A 22,619-nucleotide genomic window follows, 5' to 3' on the forward strand; every position below is an offset into this window, starting at 1 on the left:
TTTTTAAAACTTATAGCCCAGCGTCACACCATAGGTGCGCGGATTGCCGATGTGATTGTAGATGAATCCGAAGCCCGCCAGCAGGTCGACGCGCGACGTGAAGTAGAATTGCTGCGCCGCATTCTTCGTCCATACCGACGCAGAGAATTTTCCGTTGGCGTTTTCGTAATCGAGATGGGCATCGAGTAGCGCATAGCCTTTCTGCCTCAGGATCGGCTGATTGATGACCTCGAAGAACTGGCTCGACTGATACGAGACCGAGGGGTGAACGCTGATCGTCCCGAAATCGCCACGCGCCAGCGTGATGTCCGGCCCGAGATTGAAGGTTAAGGACGGCGCGTTCGCAAGCTTGTTGCCGTTGACGTTCCTGCCGCTGACGCTGCCGTCGATGATCTTGGTCGAAAGCAGGCCAAGGCCAGCGCGGAGCTGGAAACCATCGGCAATGCGCGCATTGAATTCGGCTTCTCCACCGAAGATGCGCGATCTTGGAATGTTGAGCAGCATCTGCGCGGCAGTCGCCGGATCAACGTTGATGAATTGCTGGTTGCGATAGTCGTAGTAGAAGGCCGCGAGATTGAGCGTGGCGCGGCGGCCGAACAGGCGTGTCTTGGCGCCGACTTCGTAAGCGGTGATCCGTTCGTCCTTGGCCACCGACACTTCGTTCGGCTGGAAAAAGGCCTGCGCATTAAAGCTCGGCGCGCGATAGCCGCGATTGACGCTGGCATAGAGGAGATTGCCATCGGCCAGCTTGTAGTCGAGGCCGATCTTGCCGGAGAGATTGTCGGTGGCAAACGCAGCCGAGGTGAGCGGGATCAGGTTCGCCACCAGAACGTCGTCGACGCCATAGGCATCGGAGCGGAAGCCGGTCTGCCGACCGGTATCATGCGTATAGCGAAGCCCGCCGCGCAACGTCACGGCGTCGGTGACTCTGAATTTGAGGTCGGTATAGGCCGCAAAGCTCTTCTTCAGCTGGTCGAAACGATTTCGCACCTGGCAGGCGACGAAATTGGCCGCGGCGACTCCGGCCGCGCAATCGGCAGAGTTGATCCTGCCGTCGCCGGTCAGATCGACATCGTTGAATATGTTGAAGGACGTGCTGTTGAACACCTTCTCGCGATTGTAATAAAGCCCGAGAATGAAATCGAAGGGGCCTGCGTTGCTGCTGGTCAGCCGCAGATCCTGTGCGAACTGGTTGGCACGATCCCCATAGGGTATTTCGAGCGTCTTGCTCGCCTGGCCGTCGGTATCCTCGGTGAAGAAGAGGGTGCCGTGATCGTAAGAGGTGATGCTGGTCAACGCCAGCGTATCGGTCAGTTCGTAATTGGCGGTTAGCGACACCGCTTGCGTGCGCGCGATGCGACGGACCGCGACGTCGGAGGCGATCTGATATCGGTCGAGCCCGCCGATGCGCGACTGGTCCGCGTTCTGGGCGTAGATGCCGTAATTCTGCGGAGTCTGCTGGCTGACCGAACCGCGGAGCACCAGCTTCAGCCTGTCGCTCGGGTCCCATCGCAAGGTGCCGCGAAAGGCGAACTCCCGCGTCGAATTGAGGTCGGGAAAGCCGGGAAGCACATTTCTGAACCAGCCATCGGCACGGGAATAGGTGCCGGCAACCCGTAGCGCGGCGTTGGCGCCCAGGGCGAGGTTGATCGCGCCGTTCGCGTCCACGCGGTTGTAGTTGCCATAGCCGAGGTTGAGGTAGCCGCTATTCTCCCCCAGCGTCGCATTGTGGCTGATGATATTGACCGCGCCGCCGGTGGTGTTCTTGCCGTACAGCGTACCCTGTGGCCCGCGCAGCACCTCGATCCGCTCCAGATCGTACATCGCGACGCCCAGGAATGCGAAATTGCCCTTGTAGACCTCGTCATAATAGGTCGCGACCGGGCTGGACTGGTTGAGGCTGTAATCCGACATCGAGACGCCACGCAGGCTGAAGATCGGCGTATTGTCGCCGACGATGCCGGTCATCTGGAGATTGGCGACCTTGCTGGTGAGGTCATCTATCCGCGTCGTGTGCGATTTCGCCAGGGTGTCGCCGCCGATGGCAGAGATCGAGATCGGCACCGACTGCAGGCTTTCGTATCGCTTGGACGCCGTGACGATGATTTCGCCTGTCGGGGACGAATCCGTCTTGGTGGTTCGGGAAACGGTGGCATCCGGTGCCGTTTGCGCGGATACCGGTGACGCCGCGAGTGCCATGGAAGCAGCGAGCGCGACCGTGCCGGCTCGGGAAAGCAGATACATCTCCACTATAGAATCCCCCTATTTCATGATGTCCCCATGTCTTCCTGCGAGTGTGAGCCTCGCCACCAGACGCGCTCTCGTTTCGGCGCGTTCGAGGAGGAGAGGGTTTTGTCGCAGCCGCCCAAGTTCCACCGACGTGTAAGGCCGGAAGTCTTTGGGAACGTGCTGCGGATCAAATGTGTAGATCGTCCAGTTGACGAGGTTGGCGAGACGTTGATCGTCGAGGTCGACGGTGGCGACGCCGGGTACCCGGGCGAGAAACTCCCGCCCGCCGGGCACGGTCAGGAAACGGGCCACCATATCTCGCATCGGTGGGTTGCTGCGATCGTCACCGCCACCATCGATGCGGTGGCAACCTTGGCACTTTAGCTGGTAGTCGACGCGTGCCTGTGCCGCATCCGCTACTCCACGCATCGGTCCCGATTGACGGGCCAGACCCGCCGCTCCGACCAATGCTGCGGTGAAGCCTGGAAGCAGCAAGGCCCAGCGAAATGTCACTTGCCGGTTATCGCGCCGTGCAGCTTGGCGACATCTGCCCCGGTCATCGAACCCGCTCCGGCCTTGTAGCCGGCGACCTCGGCGGGGGTGAACGGCTTGAAGGGCGGTCCGGCCGTCGCGATGGCGGTGCCGACATGGTTGAGCACCGCTGCCACCGCCGCATTGTCCAGCCCGCCCTGTGCCGGCATGAAGTTGCGGTACGTCTTGCCCTCGACCGTCAACGGTCCGGAAAGCCCCTTTACGACCGCGAGTACCAGATAGCGCCGTCCGGCCGGCTTTGCCGCTAATGTACGGACCTCGCCGCGCAGCGGCGGATAGGCACCCGGCACGCCCGCCCCCGTGGCGGTGTGACAGGCAGCGCAGCGGTTGAAGATACTTCGACCATCCTGAGCCGCGACAGCGGTGGCGGGCAGCAGCGCCAAGATTGCCAGCGCCTGCGCCCTCACTTCGGTTGCTCCAGCGCGACGCCGACCACGATGGCGGTCGAGCAGTTGTAGACGCTGCTTTCCGTCCCCAGGCACCAGTTGTAGTCGTTGTTTGACTGGGTGCGGACTTGCGGCCGGTCGCCCTCATTGCGATTGCACAGGCACTGACCGCACGACGTTACGCCGCAGCAATCATTGTAGCTGATGACATAAGCGCGATTGTCGGCGGGATTGGTGCAGGTGCCGATCCACGTGATCGGCGACATCTCGGTTCCCGGTGGACAGACGTTCACCGATCCGCCGCAGCAGGTGCACAGGAAGCCGTCGATGGCACAATAACGCCAATAGTCGCAACTCGTCCGGTCACCGGGATCCTGCGCCAGGCCGGACGTGACCGGCGGGCGTGCGGCCCCGGCCGGATGGGTCGATGCTCGCGCGACGGGCAGGACCGGCAGAAGGCCAGCTCCCGTGATGCCCGCACCCAGTGTCGCCAGCAGGCTGCGACGCGAGGTGCCGCGTGCGATGGAGCGGGTGAGGCCTTCGGTGATCTTGTCGAAACCGGCCATCGATCAGGCCTCCTTCTGGCGGCGGGAAAGAAAGTCCTGGATCGACGCGACGCCATGCTCCTTGGCGACGAACAGGCTTTCGAGATGCTCGCGATTGTTGACGAGGCCGAGCGAGGCGACGCGGCCCTCTTCGTCCAGCAGCACGGCGTAAGGGAGCTTGGCGACGCCGAATGCCCGGCCTAGCGCTTCGGACAGGACCAGCGGCAGATCGGTCAGCCCGTGGTCCTTCGCCAGACGCATATAGCCCGCCTTCGCACCGTCGCCGGCGATCACGACGTCGAGCCAACTGCGTTCGGCGCGTGCTGCCGAGCGCACGACCGGCAACAGCGATTTGCACACCGGACAGTCGGGCGATGCGAAGAACAGAAGCTGGCTGCGCCCATCGCGCCGGCCACCCACTTCCAGCGGTTGGCCATCAGTGGTGACGACGGTCATCGGCGTCGCCACGTCGCCCACGTCCACCTTCTGGTGCAGCGTCAGCGCGCCGGCGGGGGCGATCCGTTCATGCAGGATGCCGACTTGGCGTGCCAGGGCGGCGATCAGCAGCCCTTCGACGATCACCGCCGTCCACAACAGCAATTGCGATAACATCAGGCTTTCCTCCAGGCGGGACGGGGAATGGCAAGGATTTCAGACGCGCCGACGTACAGCGCGAGGAGGGCGAACGCGGGGATCAGCGCTTCCAGCGACAGGGTGGAGGGCCAAGCCACCAGGGCGAGAGCGATTGTCGCCATCAGCGCGGCCCGAAGTATCTGTCCCGCATCGACCGCCCGTGGCCGGTTTACCAGGTCGCAGCCGCAATCGAGCACTTCTCCTCGCCGACGCCACAGCGCCATCGCGTACGTGGCCCACACGGCAGCGGCGATCGCGGCACCGACCGACCCCATACCGGGGATCGTCAGGCACAGGGCGGCGACCGCCTCGATCGCACCGGCCAGCACCAGCAACAATTGGCCGATCGGCGGGGAGACGCCCGCCAGTCGCGCGGCAGCGTTGCTCAGCCGCGCCGGAGAATGGGCCTTGTGCGCAGCGGAGATGGCCAGAACCAGCGCAATGAAAAGGGTGAGCGGCGCCATCATTGCACCGGGGTGATGACGATCGGGTTGAACGCCACCGTCGCGCCGAGCGTGCGCACGAAACTACCATCGGCCGCATCATAGATGTCGATCACGCCATCGGCGCGCGACAGCACCATATGCGGCCGCTCCTCACGGGTGATGGCGATGGCGATCGACTGACCCTTGAGCGGATAGCGCGCGACCCGTGACTTCGTTGCGGGGTCGATCACCCACACCTCGGTGCCGCCGTCCTTATGACTTCCTTCCTTGCCGGCGGGAGTCATCAGGACGTAGAGTCGCCCCGCTCCGTCAGCGTTGATGACTTGCCATCCGCCCGGGCGCCATTCGGGTGCGCCGCCCGGCGCCGCGCCGACGCTGAACGCGCCGGGAATTGGTCGCGCTACCGGCCCGGACAGATCGAAGCCCTGCAGCATGCCGTACAGGCTGACGAACCACGCCGTCTTGCCGACCATCGCCGGCGCGCTGAACAGCGGCTGACGGTCGATGTCCTGCACCGCCTTGATGGTCTTGGAGGTCGCGACCTTGCCTTGATCGTCCAGCGTCGCCGAGAAGATCGAACCGTCGGCGCACAGGCTGGAAAAGCCGCGCTCGCCCGTCGGATAGATCTGGGAACAGCCCGGCAGGTCGATCTCGTTCAGCACCTTTCGGCCGTCGAGATCGACAACGCTAACCGATTGGGCCGGCGTGAAGTTGGCGACGAGCGCCCATTTGTCGTTGTTGGTGAACTGGAACAGGTTCGGATAGGTCACCGACTGCTGGCGCTTGCCGGACGGCAGCACGATCTCACCCTTCGGCTGGAGATCGGCCATGTTCCAGACGGTGATCGCGTCGGTGCGGTCGCCACGCGTCAGTCGAGAATAAAAGGTTTCGCTTGTAAGTATCTCGCCGCGCTTCTTGGAGATCAGCATGTTGGCAAACTGCGCCGCGCGGATGATCCCTTTCAGCGGTTGGTCGGCCGAGGCGGTATCGACAACGACCACGCGCCCGTCGACGAGTGAGTTGAAGTGCAGATCGTTGATGAGAACCCAGCTTTTCGGCCATTGCGCCGGCAGCGGCGTAACGCTTGGGATGGATTCCTCGGGCAGCGGCCTTGGAAAGGATTGGGCTTGCACCACGGCATGGACCGGAAGCGTTGCGAAGCCAATCGCTGTCGCCAACAGACGGACGAACACTTTCATTGAGTCCCCCTCAATCCGCCGATTGCTCGGCATTGGTGAAATAATGACGAGGAGGGATCAATCTTGTCAATTGACCTAAATATGCCAAGTGACCTATTTTCGGAATGCTGTTATGTTAGGGTTTCTGCTGGGGAAGTAATTGCCTTGAAACAGTCAGATACAGTGCACGCGGTCGTCGCCGACTTTGTCGTTCCGGAGCGCGATGGTGGCTATTCCAAGGGCCGCGAGACACGAGAGATCATATTGCGCGCGGCGCTGTCGATCCTCATCGACGAGGGCTATCGCGCGATGTCCATGCGCCGAGTCGCGCTCATCTGCGGGATGAAATTCGGCAATCTCACCTATCACTATCGGACGCGCGAGGACTTGGTGCGCGAGCTGCTCGATGCGGTCATCACCAGCTACGAGATCGCATTCGACGCCGTCGTGCGGCGTCCGGATCTCGAGCCGGAAGCCAGGCTGAGGCAATATTGCCTGCTCATACTGGACGACATCGGCACCAAGAAAACGACGCGATTGTTCCCCGAGCTGTGGGCCCTGACGAACCACGACCCGTTCGTGCTTGAGCGGTTGCATGAACTTTACAGAAGAGCGCGCAAGCCACTGTTCGAGATAATCAACGAACTCCGCCCCGACTTGTCATCTGACGAGCAAGAAGCGCTCACGCTGTTCATTTCGTCCGCGATGGAAGGAGCAACGATCTTCGTAGGCCATGAGAAACCATTCGCGTCACGAATGGCCTGTCTGACCGAAGTATCGGTGCAGGCATTCACCGGCCTTGTCCGCAACTTCAAACGGGGATGATTGTTTTGGGTCCACCTTTAGAATAGGCTACGGTCAACTTGTATTTGGACTGAAGTGGACGAAGGTAGAAGCCGGCGACTGCTGACGGTCCCCCGATTTTTCATCCGGGTGTGATGCGAGCTTCCGGACTGCATCCGCCGGGGTTAACCCCGGCGGATGCAGCATATTCGGCTGGCGTCAGCCAGCCAAGCGCCGTGTGAGGACGTCTCTCGTTATAGTCTCGACGCCAGGCCTCGATCTTGGTTCTTGCGTCCGCCAGTGACAGGAACCAGTGGCTGTTCAGTGTAACCGCATGCGGTTACACGTCACGCAGGCGGCCATTGAACGACTCCACGAAGGCGTTGTCGGTCGGTTTGCCCGGTCGCGAGAAGTCGAGCGTGACGCCGTTCTCGTACCCCCACCGATCCAATGCTTTCGAGATGAACTCCCGACCGTTGTCGACCCGGATGGTCTTGGGCGCACTGCGTATCGCCGAGATCCGCGTCATTGTCGCCACGACCCGCTCACCCTTGATGCCCTGGTCGACATCGATCGCCAGCGCCTCGCGGGTGAACGCGTCGACCACCGTCAACGCCCGCAGCCTTCGGCCATCGAACAAGGCATCCGAGACAAAGTCCATCGACCACATCTCGTTAGGGCCCGAAGCTGCTGGCTGGCGCTCGCGGTTTGCAGCGCTGACGTTGCGACGGGGACGTTTGAACCGGAGGCTCAGCCCGCCTTCCCGGTAAAGCCGATAGACGCGCTTGTGGTTCACCAGCCAGCCCTCCCTGCGCAGCAGGATGTAGATCCGGAAATAGCCGTAGCGCACCCGTGTCGCCGCCAGATCGTGGATGCGCAGCCGCAGCGGCGCCTGGTCCGGCTTGTGCGACACGTATCGCACCGACGAGCGGTCGACACCCAGCGCGAGGCAACTGCGCCGCTCGCTGACGCCGTGGGACGCCTGGACGTGCGCGACGATCTCGCGCCGTCGCCCAGGCGTCAGAGCTTTTTTGCGGGCACGTCCTGCAGGATATGCTTGTCCAGGCTCAGATCCGCAACGAGCTGCTTGAGCTTGCGATCCTCGTCCTCGAGCTGCTTGACCCGCCGCAGCTCACCGACGCCCAGCCCGCCATACACCTTCTTCCAGCGGTAGAACGTCTGCTCCGACACGCCCATGCGGCGGATGACCTCGGCCACCGGCCGTGCCCATCTCCGCTTGCTTCAGCGCAAACGCAATCTGCTCTTCCGTGTACCTCGACTTTTTCATGTCCCAGCTTCTTGACCGCAGGCTTCAAAGGGTGACCTGAGCCCTCCGGATTGGTCCGTTTTTTGTGAGAAATTCCCGGTTAGGTTTGGCAGGTGCCGGACGAGGGAATCCGCCAATGAAGAAGTCGAGGTTCAGCGAGCAGCAGATAGCGTTCATACTCAAGCAGGCCGAGGATGGAACAACCGTCGAGGAAGTGTGCCGGAAGGCCGGCATATCAATCCAGACCTACTACCGATGGCGTAGTAAATACGGAGGGCTGATGCCGTCGGAGATGAAACGCCTGAAGGTGCTGGAGGAGGAGAACGTCCGGCTGAAGCGGCTGGTGGCTAACCTCAGCCTGGACAAGGAGATGCTGCAGGACGTCATCCGCCGAAAAATGTAGGGCCTGGTCGAGCCCGGGAGATCGTCGGCTATTTGCAGGCGAGCTACCAGGTCAGCGAACGGCGAGCCTGTAGCGCGTTTCCGATCAATCGATCGACCCAGCGCTATCAGTCCCGCCGCCTCGATCAGGCCGGCCTCAAGATGCGGATCAAGGAGTTGGCTGCGACCCGTGTTCGCTACGGGTATCGACGCATCCATGTGCTTCTCCGACGGGAGGGCTGGGAGATCAACCACAAGCGCACTCATCGGCTGTATCGCGAACTCGGGCTGCAGCTGCGCAACAAGACGCCCAAGCGCAAGGTGAAGGCGAAGCTGCGCGATGACCGGACGCCAGCGACGGCGCCCAACGAGTGCTGGTCGATGGATTTTCTATCGGACCAGCTGTCCGACGGGCGCAAGATCCGCGTGCTGTCGATCGTCGACAACTTCACCCGTGTGTCGCCAGCGCTCGACGTACGGACGAGCTACCACGGCTCTGACGTGGTCGAGACGCTTGAGCGCATTGCCGCGGTACATGGTCGTCCCAAGCGCATTCGTCTGGATAATGGCCCGGAATTCATCTCGAAGGATCTCGACCTGTGGGCACACCAGCATGACGTGGTGCTGGACTTTAGCAGGCCTGGAAAGCCAACCGACAATGCGTTCGCGGAGGCGTTCAACGGCCGGGTGCGGGCCGAATGCCTCAACGCATACTGGTTCTTGAGCTTGGACGACGCACGGATAAAATGTGAGGCGTGGCGGCGCGATTACAACGAGCACCGTCCGCATAGCTCCCTCGGCAACCAGACCCCGATGGAGCGCGCTTTTTCATCAGGGCAGGCATGCCTGCCCTGATGAAAAAGAGAGCCGGTTTTCTCATAAAGACCGGACCTAAGATGGGGTGAGGCTCAAGGGCCGGAAAACTCTCACTCAAGATGGATGAAAAAACAGGGGGGACGTCAGTGCAGAATAAGGTAGCGTTACTGGCCAAGCATTTCTAGCCAATATGGATCGCTGGGCCCAGCTAACTGGAACTCCCATTAACACGTGGCAAATTTGGCACCCCTTTGTACTAGTGCCAGGCATCGCCTAGCTACCGGAGGATACTCGCCAGTCAAAGTCGCCCGCGCGTTTTATACACGAGGCATCTTGTCATAGGGTTGCGTCAGACTGAATGCCTACGTTGAGCACGAAATTGGCGAACGCTTGACCATACCCGGATGCGCAATGGCGTTTGCATGAGCCAGGGCACCTCAATCGTGCTTCACCGCAAGCGGATGCCTATGCTAGCAGACGCCCGGTTGACCTACGGTTCAATAGACTGTTGGCGGAGCGATGCCGATTTTAGCGCATCAAATTTAGGCGGCTAGACTGCTACGTGAATGTGCTATGTAGAGCGTCGACTCGGTCCTCAAAAAACGGTGAAAAACTGCGGTTTTTTGGAAATGGTCGGGGAGACAGGATTCCTGACCAATTTTTTCCGTGCGCTAAGCTATTGATTTTGCGTCGACGCTCACCCCGTCTGTCGGCGGGTTGCACAGTGATGGGTACAAGAAGGGGTACAGCGTGGCAAGGCCATCAAACGGGCTTGTCGACTTGGCGATACCTCAAGCCGTAGTCGTGCTTGACGATCGTCGCAGTTCGCGGGTCAGCCATAGCTGTGCGACATGCCCCGACGCATTGCTCAAGGCGTGATGCCTGAGCAGGCGAGCGATAGATCTCGATCATCGTATTCCCCTTGACGTGGCCGATGTTGGGACAAACCCGCCACCCGAGATCATGCTGAGGAACGGCATATTTCGGTCGAAGCGGACCTCTGGGGTTCCGGAACGATCGTCACCGGAATGAGCAACCCTGACTGGTAGGGGGCGGTCCGCTCTGGATGGAGTATTTCCGCAAGTAGTCGTTCAGATTGTCTTCTCTGCTGCACAATGCTTGCCAAACCGTCCAGCAAGCATTTGTGCACGGCAAGCATTTGAATCTATAAAGCCGCAAAATTAGGGCTAGCGAAGACTTGCTTTGCAATTTCTAAAATCAATGGCTCAGCGAACTCTGCGACAAAGTTTCTATGCCGATCCTCAAATACAAATTCTCCGACCCGATTATGAGCAATAGAACACCTTATTCTATAAATCCAATAAGCAGCCAAGTCAAAAACCATTGTTGGAAAAAGATCTTCTTTACTTATTAGCTTTTTTTGCTTTGAAGTCGAAGCATTTAGCGATGACCCATCTAAACATTCAGTCAGCTTCTCCCATTTTTCTGAATCTCCAAAGGGGTTCGCGCTTTTGCTATATTTAAAAAAGATGTCTTCTCTATCATAATAAAAACGTGACGAATTCTCTAATATTGAAGCGATTGAAGAGGCATTTCCGCAAAATTCCCTAATTATCCCCCGAAGACGATCAATTTCCGTGCGCCCAAAGTCTGAATATATTTGACTAAATCCAAATATATTATCATCTAATGCTTTTATCTTTTTTACTAAAACGTAGTCAAAGAGAAGTTCTATGCTGTGATATATTCGCAAAAACCTCTCAAATGGATTGTTCGCATACAAATAGCGGTTCAGCGTTTGTTGATGGTACGGGGATGCAATTTTTATGCCCGGAACTGCTACTATTTTATCGACAGTAGTAACGTGCTCGAGGTTATCGACTGGAAAATGACTGAACTTGCCCCAAATAGGGGCAGACAAAATATAATTATTCAAATAGTCATCCAGCATATCAATTTCAAGAACAAGATAGTCCCTCTTAAAACTATAATGGCTATCTAAAATTTCTGTGGGCTCTGCATCGCTTAAAAAAGCGACAAACTGCCAAATAGTTAATTCGGCTATCGAAATGTTGCCAAGAGATCGAGAAAAGCAGAGGGTTCCGAGTGAACCCCCTGCGGAATCGATAACCTCCAAGTCCGTTTCTTGCGAAACCCCGCTGGAAACTGCGGCGATTGGTAAAATGGCAAATTGATCAATTGCCAAATAACCGTTGATCTCTCGCGGATTGTTGACACGAAAACCCTCGTGCGGACCAATGTGCTCAAGGAGCACAGCTTCAATGATCTCATCAACAGTCATTTATTCGGAGGCGAGTTGCCACGCGCGCCCTAAGGAGCTGTCACCCTCATCGCGGAAAAATTCTTTGAAACCATTTACGAGCAATTTTCTCGTGGCAGCGCCGACGTTGACCTTCCGAGGATTGTTGCCCATCCGAAGGCGATCAAACACATCAAGGTCCAGAGGGTCAGTCCCTGGCTCTGCCTCACTCATTTTCGCACATAGCTTTTCAAGCGCTTTATCTAGCCGCTCGGCTTTCAGGGCCACATTTTCCGGCAACTCACTTGATGTAAATTGCGCAGCAGCAGCGAAAAAAGAGACGAAAACATTTTCTGTTGCCAACCAATGCACATTGCGCGAAGGCTTCACAGCGGAAACAACTTCAACCTGATCAATCGGGTCTTCAAGTGGATCTTCGCCCACGTCACCTTGATAAACTCGAAATACTTGATCGTCCAAACGAGCATAAATCTTCAGATATTTGATGAATGATTGGAATTGCTCAGATATATCTTGCTCAGACGCGTCAAGCGCTGCTTCTATTTGCATCTTATTAGCAATGATATTCTCTTTTTGCGATTCCGATGACGCGGTTATGTGGGCCTGATAGGCTGACACGACCACGTTCAAAGGAAATTTTCGCGAACGACGACGCCGGGTTGTATCTCTCTCAGTATATATCTGAAGATCGTCAATCTCGCTCTCAATAGATGTCTTCAACGACATAAATAAGAGCTCTACCTGATGCCTAATTGACATAGGCTTCTGACCAGCATTTAAAACGATTATTCGATAAATTAATTTCTTTATATCATCTTCTAGCCAGAATTCGACGAGAATCTTCTGATCTTCACTGAACTGGTGCTCGGCTTCTTTAAGATCGTGCATGATGTAGGTGCGTTGCAATCCGTCTAGGATATCAACCCGGCCAGGCAGAACCAGTGCTTCCGCCGTACGATCCTTATCCGCGAGGATAGGGATGATCTCTCTAACAAATTCCGGTTTCACAGCAAGCGTGATGGACGGGAGAAGTGCGCCATTACGGATATCGTGCGACAGCCTTTGGTAAGCCTTATGGGATTCGCGACGGCGCTGGATTGTGAAATTTCCAAAATCTTCGCCAACAATCTCGAGATACTGGGGGATGTCCATTTGGCAATAAACGACCGGCGTATTGGATCGCAGATCGCGGGTAAGCCCTAACACATCCAGGGGCATAAATTCTCCGACACCTTAGAGCGGGTACAAATTTGAGCCTCATCAAACACGCATTCTATGAATCGCGCAAGGTGATTAGACGGCGCGATCCTGAAGACGGCGGTGCAGCCGGACGTCCGATGTTGGATGCGTCAAAAGGAATGATGAGCGGCCGGAATGGGCGCGTTGCAGACTGGCAGGTTGACGTCCGCCGAACGGCGGGTTGCGGCGCAAGCCGACGTTCCCGCGCCTTCCCACAAACGGCGCATTGTGGTCGCAAAATGCCTTTCGACTGTGTCACACAGCGATGGCGGCTAACTCGTTCCAGCACACGGAACGAGTACCTGCAGAAAGTCCAGTTACGAACATAGAATTTATTGCTCGCTGATCGGACTATCCCGATGTCGGGACGAGCAAAGCCGTCTTAGGATCATAACTGACGTTCGCGAGAGTTCCATCCATTATCCGCTCAACAATCTGATCGATGATAGGTAGTGGCACGAGAAACCATTCGCGCGGTCGGACCAACTTGCCGAAACGATCCGGTATCTCGATGTCGAAGCGAACCGTTTCGAGAACACGGTGGATCAATGCTTCCAAGCGAGGTCGATTGATATCGAACAATTTGTACGTAGCGATCACGTCTACATCATCGAGCAGATAGGTGGCGTCGTTTGAGGCATTAGCGATGCGCGCCTCGACCGATCCACCGGTGATGCCGATCTTGTGGACGAGATCGCGGTGCGCGGCGATGGTCGGGTGCGTCGAGCGGCTGCGCAGGACATAGAGCGTGCCGGTCGGCAGGTGGTCGGGTTCGACCTCGGCCTTCGCGGCGTTATCGAACAGCGGCCCAGCGGTCGGCTCGGTGAATCGACGACCGCCCTCGTCCTTGTACAGCGCGCGTTGAAGCGAGCGGAGCAACAGGTCGCTTTCGGTACCGTTGGAATAGATGACGCGTAGGCGGGCATCGGTGTCGCCGTTGGGCGCCGCGATCGGTTCGCCCATGCTCGCGACATAGGCGATCTGCCCGCCGACGATGAAAAACTCGCCAGGTTTGATATCGGCTTTCGACATGCCGAGATCGCGGACGAAGGGCCGCGTGGTGCGGACGCCTGCGTCGAGATCAGCCTGGGCTTGGTCGAACAGTGGCTTGAAGGTCACGAAGTCCGCGCAGCGTTTGGCGCTGGCGACCTCTTCGGCGGCCTGGCGATCGGCGTTGGAGCGGACGTTGCGCAGCTGGGTGATGTCGTTCGACGCATCGGGCTCGATCCCCAGTTCGGCCAGCAGCGCGCTGTCGTCCAAATCGTCAATCGCATCGGCATTGTTCGCGCCGTCCAGCAGGCCATGCACGTCCATATCCGCCAGCAGTTCGCGGCATTCGGCCTGCGCGCGGAGCCGGTCGAGGCGCACCGCGTAGAGCCGCTCGAAGATGTCGCGGCCCTCGCCATGCTGGGGGACGCGGCCGTGTTCGTCATGGAAGCGGACGATATCCTCGAAGCCGGCTATGATCCGTTCCTCGCGCGGGGTGCGGGCGCGGACCTTCTTGGGGGTCAGGTCGACGCCGAGTTCGGCAAGGATATCGTCGTCGGTCATGTCAGCCATTAACGGCGGCCTCCGCGGCCTGGGCTTTCGCGCGGAAGCGGGCGAAGGCGGCGACGCCCTCCGCCAGCTGGCGCTCCCACGGGTCTTGCGATGTCGCCTCGGGCGCGCGACCGCGTTCGCGCTTCCACTGGACGGCACGGATCGCGAAGGCGCGCGCCTCTTCCTCGGTCAGCGTGGTCTTGCGCGCCGAGATCGCGGCCTGCACCTGGCGTAGCGCGCCCTCGTTCATCGCCTTGGCGAGGATCGCATAGGCGGCCTCGAACGGGTTGATCCGATCGATCAGGTCGATGTCTAGCTCGCGCACATTCATGAACTTGCGCACGCCATCGACGAACGAAGTGTTCGCCTTCAGCTCGCCGCTGCCGTCATCGCTCGCCGTCTCGGTGACGATCTTCGCCGCCTGCTGGGTGATGTTGAGCGCGGCGATGGCGTGCTGGCGGATCGCCTCCTGATCGGTTTCGCTAAGGTCGGGATAGCGATCGCGGACGATCTTGCCCATGCGGACCTGGGTCAGTTCCTCCGGGACCACCTCCGGGTCGAACAGCCCGCGTTCGATCGCCTGCTTGTCCTGGATGAAGCTGGTGATGACCTCGTTGATGTCGTCGGCGCAGATGCGCTTGCCCTCGGTCGAGCTGGGCAGCACTAGGTCCTTCAGTTCGAAGTGGAACTGGCCGCGTTCCTCGTTGAAGCCGACATTGGTGCGACCTTCCTGATACCCGTCGGGACCATAATCGAACCCGTCCTTCGCCCCGACGTCCTTCGGCGTGAACTCGAAGCGGGGCGCCAGCACCTGCTCCATCAGCAGGCTAGCCGCGATCGCCTTCAACGTGTCGTTGACCGCCTCGGCCACCACGTCGTCGGCGGCGGCGGGTTCGGCGATCAGGTTGGTGAAGCGTGCGACCGTCTTGCCCGGCGCGTCGCGGGTGGCGCGGCCGATGATCTGGATGATCTCGGTCAGGCTGGAGCGATAGCCGACGGTCAGCGCATGTTCGCACCAGATCCAGTCGAACCCCTCCTTCGCCATGCCCAGCGCGATGATGACGTCGACATGGTCACGATTGCTCCGCGCCTCCGGGCTTTTCAAGGCCGCCGCCACGCGGTCGCGCTTGGCGGGATCGTCGTCGACCAGATCGGCGACCTTGATCGTCGCGCCCGCCGCCGTCTCGATCAGGTGGAAGCCGGTTTGCGCGTCGGTGCCCTTCCATCGCCCGAGGTGATCCATGATCTCCTCGACCTCGCGATGCTTGTCCTTGGTGCTTTCGCGGCTGTTGACGCTGGGGATATGGACGATCGTCTTCACCGCCGGGTCGAGCAGATCGTTGATCTTGTCGATATAGCGCCCGGTGTAGAAGCTGTACGCGATGTCGAGCGTCTTCAGATAGCGATAGCCGTTGAGCTGCTCGTAATAGGTGTAGGTGACGGTGGTGAACTTCGCTTCGTCCTCCGCCGACAGCACCGCGACCGCGTCGCCGCGGAAATAGCTGCCGGTCATCGCGACCAGATGGACCTTGTCGCGCGCGATCAGCTGGCCCAGTTGCGCACCCAGCCGGTTCTCCGGGTTCGCCGAGACGTGGTGGAACTCGTCCACCGCGATCAGACGCCCGTCGAACGCTGCGATCCCCAGCTCGTCGATCGCGAAGCGGAAGGTGGCGTGGGTGCAGACCAGCACCGTGTCGTCGCTGGCCAAGAATTCGCCGACCGCCTTCACCTTCGACTTGGCGACCTTCACGTCGTCGGCGCCGGGCGTGTTGCACAGGTTCCAGTGCGGCTTCACCGTCCAGTCGGCCCAGAAGCCGTGTGCCGACAACGGCTCGTCGGCGAAGCTGCCGCCGATCGAGCGCTCCGGGACCACGATAATCGCCTGTTTGACGCCCTGGTTGTGCAGCTTATCGAGCGCGATGAACATCAACGCGCGGGATTTGCCCGACGCGGGCGGCGACTTGATCAGCAGATACTGCTCGCCGCGATGCGCATAGGCGCGCGCCTGCATCGGCCGCATGCCCAGTTCGTTGGCGCTCGAGGATGCGCCGGTCTGGCCGGTGACGAGACGCACGGCCGGAATGGGGCGGTGATCGGTCATTCACTTTCCTCATGCGTCACGCCGAATTGCTCGCGCAGGAAATCGGCGGTTTGCTGGTCATAGATTTTGCAGACGACGTTCTGGTTGGCGAAAATCCCCGAAAACCATCGGGCTTCGTCGCGATCGAATGTCCTCTTCCAATCTACGCCGACGACATAGGACGCGATGTCGGGATCATCGGCATAATCGGTCACATATCCGCTGGGCAGCACGTCAGGAAGAAGATCACCGGACGCAAGCCTGAACTCCGCCGCCGGCATCTTGGCGGTCGTCACCAGCCCGTAGCCCAAATACCCCCTATTCTTCTGGTAATAGAAGATAGGTGCCCCGATTTCGAGCCGGTCCAGTGCATTGCTGTAGCGGCGGCCACCACAGGCGGTGAAAAAGCCGTAGCGGCGCAGCTCTTCCCACGGCCGATCCTCCTCCGCCCCGCCGGTGACATAATAAAACCCCGACCACGGCGCCCTCGCCTTCTTGACGGCGCGGTCCTTCACCTCTTCCTGGTCGAGCAGGCTGTCGGTGGTCAGCCATTCGTGGCCCTGGTCGCCGAAAATGTTGAAGAAGCTGGCGTTGATGCCGACGTCATGTTCTTCGGACAGATATTCGATGATCCGCTTGGTTGCCTCGTCGACCTCGCTCGCGACCACGATCATCTGGTGCGAAGCGTTGAGCGTTTCCGGCACCGCCTTCCCGTAACGATCGCGGTACAAGTCCGGCAGCGAACGGCCGGTGGCGGCGCGGACGAGATCATGCACGTCCTTGGTCGTCAGGTGTCGCACCCAGGACGCATAGTCGAGCACCTGCCCGACGATGTCGCGGGGGGATCGGTCACGCTTCAGTTCGATGATGATGAGGTTGCCGTCCTCGTCCATCGCCAGCAGGTCGATGCGCGTGCCGTGATCGGTCGCGACCTGGCGGCCAATGACGAAGCCGTCGACGCCGACAAGGCTGAGGTCGCGCGCCACCCAATCCTCGATCCGGCTTTCCAGATCGAGCGGCTTGCGGCGGCTTTCGACCAACCCGGTTTCGGTGATGCGGAACAGGCGGGTCATGCGGCTTTTTTGCCCTTCTTCGGTTTCGGCTGGTTCGCCGTCATCTTGGTGTAGAGGTCGAACAGCTTTTCCAGCCGCTCGGTATCGTTGCGGAAGCGGCGGCCGATATAGATGCGCTCCAGCACCTCGTCATTTTCGTCATGCGCGCGGCGCAGGTCGTCCGGCATGGCGTCGGGGTCGTAGAGGTCCGCGATGGTCGCGGGGAAATGCGCCTCGCGCGTGAGCAGGATGTTCTCGGCCGTGCGGGTGAGGTTGGCCTTGTCCTGCCCGGTGAGCTTGGGTACCGGGAATGTGTTCCAGCCAAGGGTGTTAGAGTAAGAGAAGTCGGTGCGCATGCGCATGCAGACGGTGGCGATCCAGACCCAGTGCATCCGAGATACGACTAAAGCCATATTCCACACGGGTGCATCATAAAGCGCATAGCACTTGTTGTTTATGATCGCACCAGATGGAAGAACTCCACAGGGCAGGTAATCTCTATTTTCCGAGCTTATTGCTGGCACAACTATCAATTGCTCGCGTCCGCTCTGCCGCCTTTCATCGAATCGGTAAGGCCAGCGAGCACCGTCTCTTGTCCGAGACTTGGAACTCCCGGCGCGCATTTCCGACACTTTGGCAAAGCGTTCCACCAAGGTCGGGATCAGGCGAGCTTCTTTCTCGTCTGCGTCGCTGATCCAGATAGCGTAACGGATGACGCCGTTGATGAACTCGAACGAGCCGTAGAGGCAGCGAATGAAACGCGCCTGCTCATCCGGGGTAAGGCTCAGTGAGGCGACCTCCTTGGAGTCCAGCAGAAGATGCCCACCATCTACCGGTTTGCTGCCGAAATCCATCGGCGCGAGACCGCTGATTGGCGATGATGACTTCTCGACAACAACATCAGGACCGTCAACAAGGTAGGCGTTGATGTGGCCCGCCGCCTTGGTAGTGACAATACCATTGTCGTCTATCGCGAAAAGAATAGCACCTTTACGCTCTTCGGCCAAGCCGACGATGACGACAGTCACACCCGCATTGTGGCTCGCCAAATTGGCCCACTTGAAAGACGTATGTGCAAAGGCGATCGATCGGCCGGTTGCAAAGATGAGGGGCCACAGGATAGGTACCTGCTGACCTTGGCAGATAGAATTGGTGCTTACGAAGGCGCTAGCCGCGGTCGTTTTTGTGCCGAAGTCGGCGGCCTTCATGAACCAGCCCGCGACATAGTCTAGTGACTTCCAGAGATCGGTTCGACTGCCGAAGATTGCCTCTAGGTCCGCCTTTTGGCTTGCGGTTTGCCAAGTGCTGCCGAGATAGGGCGGATTGCCGCAGATATATGTTTCAACCCCCGCGACCTCTCCCAACCCGTTTGCCTCCAGCGCCAGCCGCCCGGTCGGCCCACCCAAATCTTGCTCTGCACCGCTCCCCACGCGGACCGGCGGACACACCTCTAACCAATCCCGCCGCAAGGCATTCCCCACCGTGATCTGCCCCGTCTTATGCAGCGGCAACACCATCGCACGGGCTTCCTGCTGGCTGAGGTACAGGCAGTCCGCCTGGAACTCGGCGATCAGCAGCGCGAGGCGGGCGATCTCGGCGGCGAAGCCCTTGATCTCGATGCCATAGAAGTTGCTCAAGGGGATGACGCTGCGCCGCTCATCCAGCTTCAGATTGGCCTCGCCACCCAGCCGCTCGACGATCACCGCCTCGATCGCCCGCATCTCCTTGTACGCGATGACCAGGAAATTGCCCGATCCGCACGCCGGGTCGAACACACGGATGCTCCCCAGCCGCCGCCGCAGGTTGCGCAGTTTCTGGCGGCTGTCGCCCGCCGCCTCCAGCTGCTCGCGCAAGCCATCGAGGAACAGCGGGTTCAGCACCTTCAGGATGTTGGGCACGCTGGTATAGTGCATCCCGAGCTCGCCGCGCTCGCCATCGTCGGCGACGGCCTGGATCATCGATCCGAAGATGTCCGGGTTGATTTCCTTCCAGTCGAGCTCGCCCGCGCGCAGCAGATAGGCGCGCGCGGTGCGGCTGAAGCGCGGACTCTCGGTCGCGCCGGTGAACAGGCCGCCGTTCACGTAGGGAAAGACGTCCGCATAGGGCCGGATGCCCGCCGCGCGGCGATAGCGGTCGTCGAGATTGCCCTCATGCGTGACTGGCGTATCCATCGCGCGGAACAGCTCGGTCAGCACCTCGTGCGTGTTGCCCCATTGCTCCTCGCCGGTGCCGTGCCCGGCATGGCTCATCTGGGTGATGGTGGCGGTGAACTGGTTCTCGCGGAAGATGCCGGTATCCTCGGCGAAGAAGCAGAAGATCAGCCGCGCCATGAACTGGTTCAGCTCATGCCGCCGCTCCTCGGTCGCCCAGTCCGGATTGTCCTTCAGCAGCTCGACATACAGCTTGTTGAGCCGCCCCGTCGCCTTGACGTCGATGGGGTTGTTCTTGATCTCCTTGACCGTGGAGATGCCCGCCAGCGGCAGGAAGGTCGCGAAATGGCGCGGCAGGTCGGCGTAAGAACAGGCGATGACGTCGCCGCCGACCAGATCCTCGGCCTCCACCGTCTCGCCATCGGTGGCGAGGAGGAACTTGGCCTTCGCGCTGATGGTCTTGGGACTGGCGCGTAAGGTTGCGAGCATCGCGCCGACCTGTCCGACGGGGGCGATGCCGATATGGATGTTGTTCCGCTGCAGGACGCCGCCGACATCCGACTGGTTGGTGCCGTTCTTCGTCGCGCGCAGGCGGTCGACGGTCGCCTTCTTGGCGCCGAACGCAGTGATAAACTGGAACGGGAATTCGGCGGCGTCGAACGGCTGTTGGACGAGGTCGGATACGGCTTCTTCAATTTCGACGGCGTTCATTCGGTTCGTCAGGTCCAACAGGCTGGCCCGCACTGGCGGGACTGATTCATCGGGCGGACGATAGGATAGGTCAGTGCGATAGTCATCGCCTGTCATTGCGGCCAAATCGATGCACCGATCCCCATAGCGCGAGTGCGCTCGTCCCTGCTCACCGATTCTCCGCTAGACTCCGAAAGGTGATCGACCAGCGCGGCCGTTCCATTGGAGCGATGCTGTGCTCCCAATCGTGGCGGGCAGGTCCGCTCATGTGATAGCCGCCACGCGGGTCAAGCGGCACCGACACCCGGTCGAAGCCATCGGCGCGCCGCCGCCGGAAGCGCATCGTCGCCGGTTCGCCGAGGGAGATGCCGAGCACATGGCCGTAGATCGGCCGGTCGCGATGCCAGCCAATCCCGGCGCCTGGGTCGTAGCGGATGAGCAGCGCTTGGATCAGCGCCTCGGGCGCGAGGCCGGCGAAATCGGCCGCCCTGTCGCGAATAGGTACGAGCCAGTCCGGCATGGGCGGCGCATCCTTCGGGCGCCCGACCTTGAAGTCGTAGCTCCATCCGAAGGACGTTGTCAGCCGCTTGCCCGTCCAGCCCTGAAAGCGGAACGGTTCGAGATCGGTCGCGTCGATCCGCTCTATCAGCATGCGCTCCTCGTCCGCCGTGATCAGGTTCGCCCGCGTGGCGAGCCCCGCCAGTAGCGGCGCGTCAAAGAGGTCGAGCATCACGCCGCCGCCTCCGCGAAGATCGGCAATTCGGTCGGCGCCGCTGCCCCGGCCTCGACGAAGTTCGATACCGTTACGCCGACCAGTCGTATCCCCTTCGGGGTCGGCAGGACCGACCTGATCAGGTCGAGCGCGGCGTGGTGGAGGCCTTCGCGACTGATGACCGCCACGGGCTGGCTGCGCCGCCGGGTGATCTGATGGAAGTCAGCGTATTTGACCTTCACCGTGACGGTGCGGCCAAAGGCTTGCCGTCCCTCGCACCAGTCCCAGACATCGTCCGCCATCTTCAGTACGCCGGCCTCAATCTCCCCGGGTTCGGTCAGGTCGCGGTTGAACGTCGTTTCTGACCCCGACGACTTGCGCACGCGGTTCGGATTGACCGGACGGTCGTCTTCCCCGCGCGCGATGGCGTGATACCATTCGGCGGAACTGCCGAAATGTTGCTGCAGGAACGCCAGCGACTTGGCGCGCAGATCAGCCCCGGTCTCGATCCCCAGCCGCTTCATCTTCTCCGCCGTCACCGGTCCGACGCCGTGGAAGCGGCTGACGGGCAGCGTCTCGACCCAAGCGGCACCCATATCCGGCGTGACCGCGAACTGGCCGTTGGGCTTTCGATGATCCGAGGCGAGTTTGGCCAGGAACTTGTTGTACGAGATGCCCGCCGATGCGGTCAGGCCGGTCTCTGCGAGAATATCGGCGCGGATCGCCTTGGCGGTCAGCCATGCGGTTTCCAGGCCGCGCTTGTTCGCGGTGACGTCGAGATAGGCCTCGTCGAGCGACAAGGGCTGGATCAGGTCGGTATAGCGCGCGAACACGTCATGGATCTGGCGCGAGACGTCGCGGTACACTTCGAAGCGGGGCGGCACGAAGATCAGGTCGGGACAGCGACGCAGCGCGGTGACCGAGGGCAAAGCGGAGCGAACGCCGAACGTGCGCGCCTCGTAGCTGGCCGCCGCGACCACGCCCCGCGCGGCGGCATGACCGACCGCAACCGGCTTGCCGCGCAGCGACGGATCGTCACGCTGCTCCACCGAGGCGAAGAAGGCGTCCATGTCGACGTGAATGATCTTACGCACCGCCATGCGCACCTTTTAACGCATGCAGAACAGGATGTGAACATAATGTGCAAAAACGTTGAAAACCCGTCGCTTGCCCCACCTGCCCATCTCTTGGCGTAGATCCGGGCACGACGCCGTTCGAGCGACGCCGCGAACGTCGCCGCCGCATCAGCCGGATGATCACCGCCGCGCGAAGAGGTCCATATTCGCATCGCCCCAAGCCTTCAGCGCCGCGATGATCGGCGACAGGGATCGTCCACGATCCGACAGGCTGTATTCGACGCGCGGCGGCACCTGAGCGAAGACCTCGCGCTCGATCAGGCCATCGGCCTCCAGCTCGCGCAGTTGGTTGGTCAGCATGCGCGGCGTCACGTCACCGACACGGCGGCGCAATTCGTTGAAGCGCGTGCGTCCGTCCTGCAGATGGTAGAGAATCACCGCCTTCCACTTGCCGTCGATAAGGCTCACCGCCGCCTCGACGGCGCAGCCCGGGGTACAATCAAGGCGGGAGTGGCGGGCTTTCGCCATCGGAACGGTATCCTTTTCGACACTATGAGCGTTTTTTGTGCCTACGACAAAAGCTGACACCGTCTCTATCTCGCGTGCGTCAGCAGAAGGAGCAA

Annotated in this window: 19 protein-coding genes and 1 pseudogene; 3 read left to right on the forward strand and 17 right to left on the reverse strand. The window is 60.2% G+C overall.

The window, feature by feature from the left end:
• Positions 1–3 precede the first annotated feature (3 nt).
• The 7 genes from SOM26_RS15895 to SOM26_RS15925 all read right to left on the reverse strand — a co-directional run bounded on the left by SOM26_RS15895 (position 4) and on the right by SOM26_RS15925 (position 5,990).
• Positions 4–2,199 (reverse strand): TonB-dependent receptor, encoded by a 2,196-nt coding sequence (locus SOM26_RS15895; protein WP_320453697.1) that lies wholly within the window; start codon positions 2,197–2,199, stop codon positions 4–6.
• A gap of 63 nt (positions 2,200–2,262) precedes the next feature.
• Complete coding sequence (locus SOM26_RS15900; protein WP_320453698.1) at positions 2,263–2,742, reverse strand: cytochrome C; 480 nt, start codon at positions 2,740–2,742, stop codon at positions 2,263–2,265.
• Positions 2,739–3,188 carry a c-type cytochrome gene (locus tag SOM26_RS15905; RefSeq protein WP_320453699.1) on the reverse strand — a complete coding sequence of 150 codons (450 nt, stop codon included), beginning with the start codon at positions 3,186–3,188 and terminating at the stop codon, positions 2,739–2,741. Before SOM26_RS15905 ends, SOM26_RS15900 begins: the two co-directional genes overlap by 4 nt.
• Positions 3,185–3,733 (reverse strand): methylamine dehydrogenase light chain, encoded by a 549-nt coding sequence (locus SOM26_RS15910; RefSeq protein ID WP_320453700.1) that lies wholly within the window; start codon positions 3,731–3,733, stop codon positions 3,185–3,187. Before SOM26_RS15910 ends, SOM26_RS15905 begins: the two co-directional genes overlap by 4 nt.
• A gap of 3 nt (positions 3,734–3,736) precedes the next feature.
• Complete coding sequence (locus SOM26_RS15915; RefSeq protein ID WP_320453701.1) at positions 3,737–4,324, reverse strand: redoxin family protein; 588 nt, start codon at positions 4,322–4,324, stop codon at positions 3,737–3,739.
• Complete coding sequence (locus SOM26_RS15920; RefSeq protein ID WP_320453702.1) at positions 4,324–4,812, reverse strand: MauE/DoxX family redox-associated membrane protein; 489 nt, start codon at positions 4,810–4,812, stop codon at positions 4,324–4,326. The genes SOM26_RS15915 and SOM26_RS15920 overlap by 1 nt, the downstream gene beginning before the upstream one ends.
• Positions 4,809–5,990: an amine dehydrogenase large subunit gene (locus SOM26_RS15925; protein ID WP_320453703.1), complete on the reverse strand. Its 1,182-nt coding sequence runs from the start codon at positions 5,988–5,990 to the stop codon at positions 4,809–4,811. Before SOM26_RS15925 ends, SOM26_RS15920 begins: the two co-directional genes overlap by 4 nt.
• A 162-nt stretch (positions 5,991–6,152) precedes the next feature.
• Between SOM26_RS15925 and SOM26_RS15930 the strand changes: the two genes are divergently transcribed.
• Entirely contained in the window at positions 6,153–6,794 is a 642-nt protein-coding gene (locus SOM26_RS15930; protein ID WP_320453704.1) for a TetR/AcrR family transcriptional regulator, read from the forward strand.
• 100 nt (positions 6,795–6,894) lie between these two features.
• On the opposite strand, the pseudogene SOM26_RS15935 reads toward SOM26_RS15930, so the two are convergent.
• Positions 6,895–8,040: pseudogene (locus SOM26_RS15935) on the reverse strand (IS3 family transposase).
• 115 nt (positions 8,041–8,155) lie between these two features.
• On the opposite strand from SOM26_RS15935, the gene SOM26_RS15940 reads away from it, so the two are divergent.
• Positions 8,156–9,255 (forward strand): IS3 family transposase gene (locus SOM26_RS15940; protein ID WP_320453705.1). Its coding sequence is split into 2 segments (ribosomal slippage): positions 8,156–8,417 and positions 8,417–9,255, totalling 1,101 coding nucleotides; the frame shifts between segments, so codons are not numbered across the junction.
• Positions 9,256–10,381: 1,126 nt separating this feature from the next.
• Here the strand turns inward: SOM26_RS15940 and SOM26_RS15945 are convergent.
• The 3 genes from SOM26_RS15945 to SOM26_RS15955 all read right to left on the reverse strand — a co-directional run bounded on the left by SOM26_RS15945 (position 10,382) and on the right by SOM26_RS15955 (position 14,011).
• On the reverse strand, positions 10,382–11,479 hold the full coding sequence (locus SOM26_RS15945) for a hypothetical protein (protein ID WP_320453706.1): 1,098 nt from the start codon (positions 11,477–11,479) through the stop codon (positions 10,382–10,384).
• Complete coding sequence (locus SOM26_RS15950; protein ID WP_320453707.1) at positions 11,480–12,676, reverse strand: hypothetical protein; 1,197 nt, start codon at positions 12,674–12,676, stop codon at positions 11,480–11,482.
• A gap of 372 nt (positions 12,677–13,048) precedes the next feature.
• Positions 13,049–14,011, reverse strand: coding sequence for a GIY-YIG nuclease family protein (locus SOM26_RS15955; RefSeq protein WP_320453708.1), 963 nt, complete (start codon positions 14,009–14,011; stop codon positions 13,049–13,051).
• Here SOM26_RS15955 and SOM26_RS15960 point away from each other — a divergent pair.
• The gene (locus tag SOM26_RS15960) at positions 14,000–14,260 is read left to right on the forward strand and encodes a hypothetical protein (protein ID WP_320453709.1); all 261 of its coding nucleotides are present in this window, start codon (positions 14,000–14,002) and stop codon (positions 14,258–14,260) included. The two genes, SOM26_RS15955 and SOM26_RS15960, sit on opposite strands and share 12 nt — an antisense overlap.
• Here SOM26_RS15960 and SOM26_RS15965 read toward each other — a convergent pair.
• From SOM26_RS15965 to SOM26_RS15990, 6 genes are all read right to left on the reverse strand, one after another.
• Positions 14,250–16,337 (reverse strand): DEAD/DEAH box helicase, encoded by a 2,088-nt coding sequence (locus SOM26_RS15965; protein WP_320453710.1) that lies wholly within the window; start codon positions 16,335–16,337, stop codon positions 14,250–14,252. The two genes, SOM26_RS15960 and SOM26_RS15965, sit on opposite strands and share 11 nt — an antisense overlap.
• Entirely contained in the window at positions 16,334–17,389 is a 1,056-nt protein-coding gene (locus SOM26_RS15970; RefSeq protein WP_320453711.1) for an endonuclease NucS domain-containing protein, read from the reverse strand. The genes SOM26_RS15965 and SOM26_RS15970 overlap by 4 nt, the downstream gene beginning before the upstream one ends.
• Positions 17,386–20,229 (reverse strand): class I SAM-dependent DNA methyltransferase, encoded by a 2,844-nt coding sequence (locus SOM26_RS15975; protein WP_320453712.1) that lies wholly within the window; start codon positions 20,227–20,229, stop codon positions 17,386–17,388. The genes SOM26_RS15970 and SOM26_RS15975 overlap by 4 nt, the downstream gene beginning before the upstream one ends.
• 148 nt (positions 20,230–20,377) lie before the next feature.
• Complete coding sequence (locus SOM26_RS15980; protein WP_320453785.1) at positions 20,378–20,938, reverse strand: alpha-ketoglutarate-dependent dioxygenase AlkB; 561 nt, start codon at positions 20,936–20,938, stop codon at positions 20,378–20,380.
• Positions 20,938–22,020: a DNA polymerase IV gene (gene dinB / locus SOM26_RS15985; protein ID WP_320453713.1), complete on the reverse strand. Its 1,083-nt coding sequence runs from the start codon at positions 22,018–22,020 to the stop codon at positions 20,938–20,940. Before dinB ends, SOM26_RS15980 begins: the two co-directional genes overlap by 1 nt.
• A 156-nt stretch (positions 22,021–22,176) precedes the next feature.
• Positions 22,177–22,524: a winged helix-turn-helix transcriptional regulator gene (locus SOM26_RS15990; RefSeq protein WP_184110653.1), complete on the reverse strand. Its 348-nt coding sequence runs from the start codon at positions 22,522–22,524 to the stop codon at positions 22,177–22,179.
• Between the last annotated feature and the right edge of the window lie 95 nt (positions 22,525–22,619).

The organism is Sphingomonas sp. CFBP8993 (assembly GCF_034044895.1).
GTDB lineage: Bacteria > Pseudomonadota > Alphaproteobacteria > Sphingomonadales > Sphingomonadaceae > Sphingomonas.

What these genes read in the sequence shown, in the direction of transcription:
- SOM26_RS15895 (WP_320453697.1), bottom strand. Translation starts at nt 2,199, where the DNA reads ATGGCACTCGCGGCGTCACCGGTATCCGCGCAAACGGCACCGGATGCC.
- SOM26_RS15910 (WP_320453700.1), bottom strand. Translation starts at nt 3,733, where the DNA reads ATGGCCGGTTTCGACAAGATCACCGAAGGCCTCACCCGCTCCATCGCA.
- SOM26_RS15915 (WP_320453701.1), bottom strand. Translation starts at nt 4,324, where the DNA reads ATGTTATCGCAATTGCTGTTGTGGACGGCGGTGATCGTCGAAGGGCTG.
- SOM26_RS15920 (WP_320453702.1), bottom strand. Translation starts at nt 4,812, where the DNA reads ATGATGGCGCCGCTCACCCTTTTCATTGCGCTGGTTCTGGCCATCTCC.
- SOM26_RS15925 (WP_320453703.1), bottom strand. Translation starts at nt 5,990, where the DNA reads ATGAAAGTGTTCGTCCGTCTGTTGGCGACAGCGATTGGCTTCGCAACG.
- SOM26_RS15945 (WP_320453706.1), bottom strand. Translation starts at nt 11,479, where the DNA reads ATGACTGTTGATGAGATCATTGAAGCTGTGCTCCTTGAGCACATTGGT.
- SOM26_RS15950 (WP_320453707.1), bottom strand. Translation starts at nt 12,676, where the DNA reads ATGCCCCTGGATGTGTTAGGGCTTACCCGCGATCTGCGATCCAATACG.
- SOM26_RS15960 (WP_320453709.1), top strand. Translation starts at nt 14,000, where the DNA reads ATGCACGTCCATATCCGCCAGCAGTTCGCGGCATTCGGCCTGCGCGCG.
- SOM26_RS15955 (WP_320453708.1), bottom strand. Translation starts at nt 14,011, where the DNA reads ATGGACGTGCATGGCCTGCTGGACGGCGCGAACAATGCCGATGCGATT.
- SOM26_RS15965 (WP_320453710.1), bottom strand. Translation starts at nt 16,337, where the DNA reads ATGACCGATCACCGCCCCATTCCGGCCGTGCGTCTCGTCACCGGCCAG.
- SOM26_RS15970 (WP_320453711.1), bottom strand. Translation starts at nt 17,389, where the DNA reads ATGACCCGCCTGTTCCGCATCACCGAAACCGGGTTGGTCGAAAGCCGC.
- SOM26_RS15975 (WP_320453712.1), bottom strand. Translation starts at nt 20,229, where the DNA reads ATGAACGCCGTCGAAATTGAAGAAGCCGTATCCGACCTCGTCCAACAG.
- SOM26_RS15980 (WP_320453785.1), bottom strand. Translation starts at nt 20,938, where the DNA reads ATGCTCGACCTCTTTGACGCGCCGCTACTGGCGGGGCTCGCCACGCGG.
- dinB (WP_320453713.1), bottom strand. Translation starts at nt 22,020, where the DNA reads ATGGCGGTGCGTAAGATCATTCACGTCGACATGGACGCCTTCTTCGCC.
- SOM26_RS15990 (WP_184110653.1), bottom strand. Translation starts at nt 22,524, where the DNA reads ATGGCGAAAGCCCGCCACTCCCGCCTTGATTGTACCCCGGGCTGCGCC.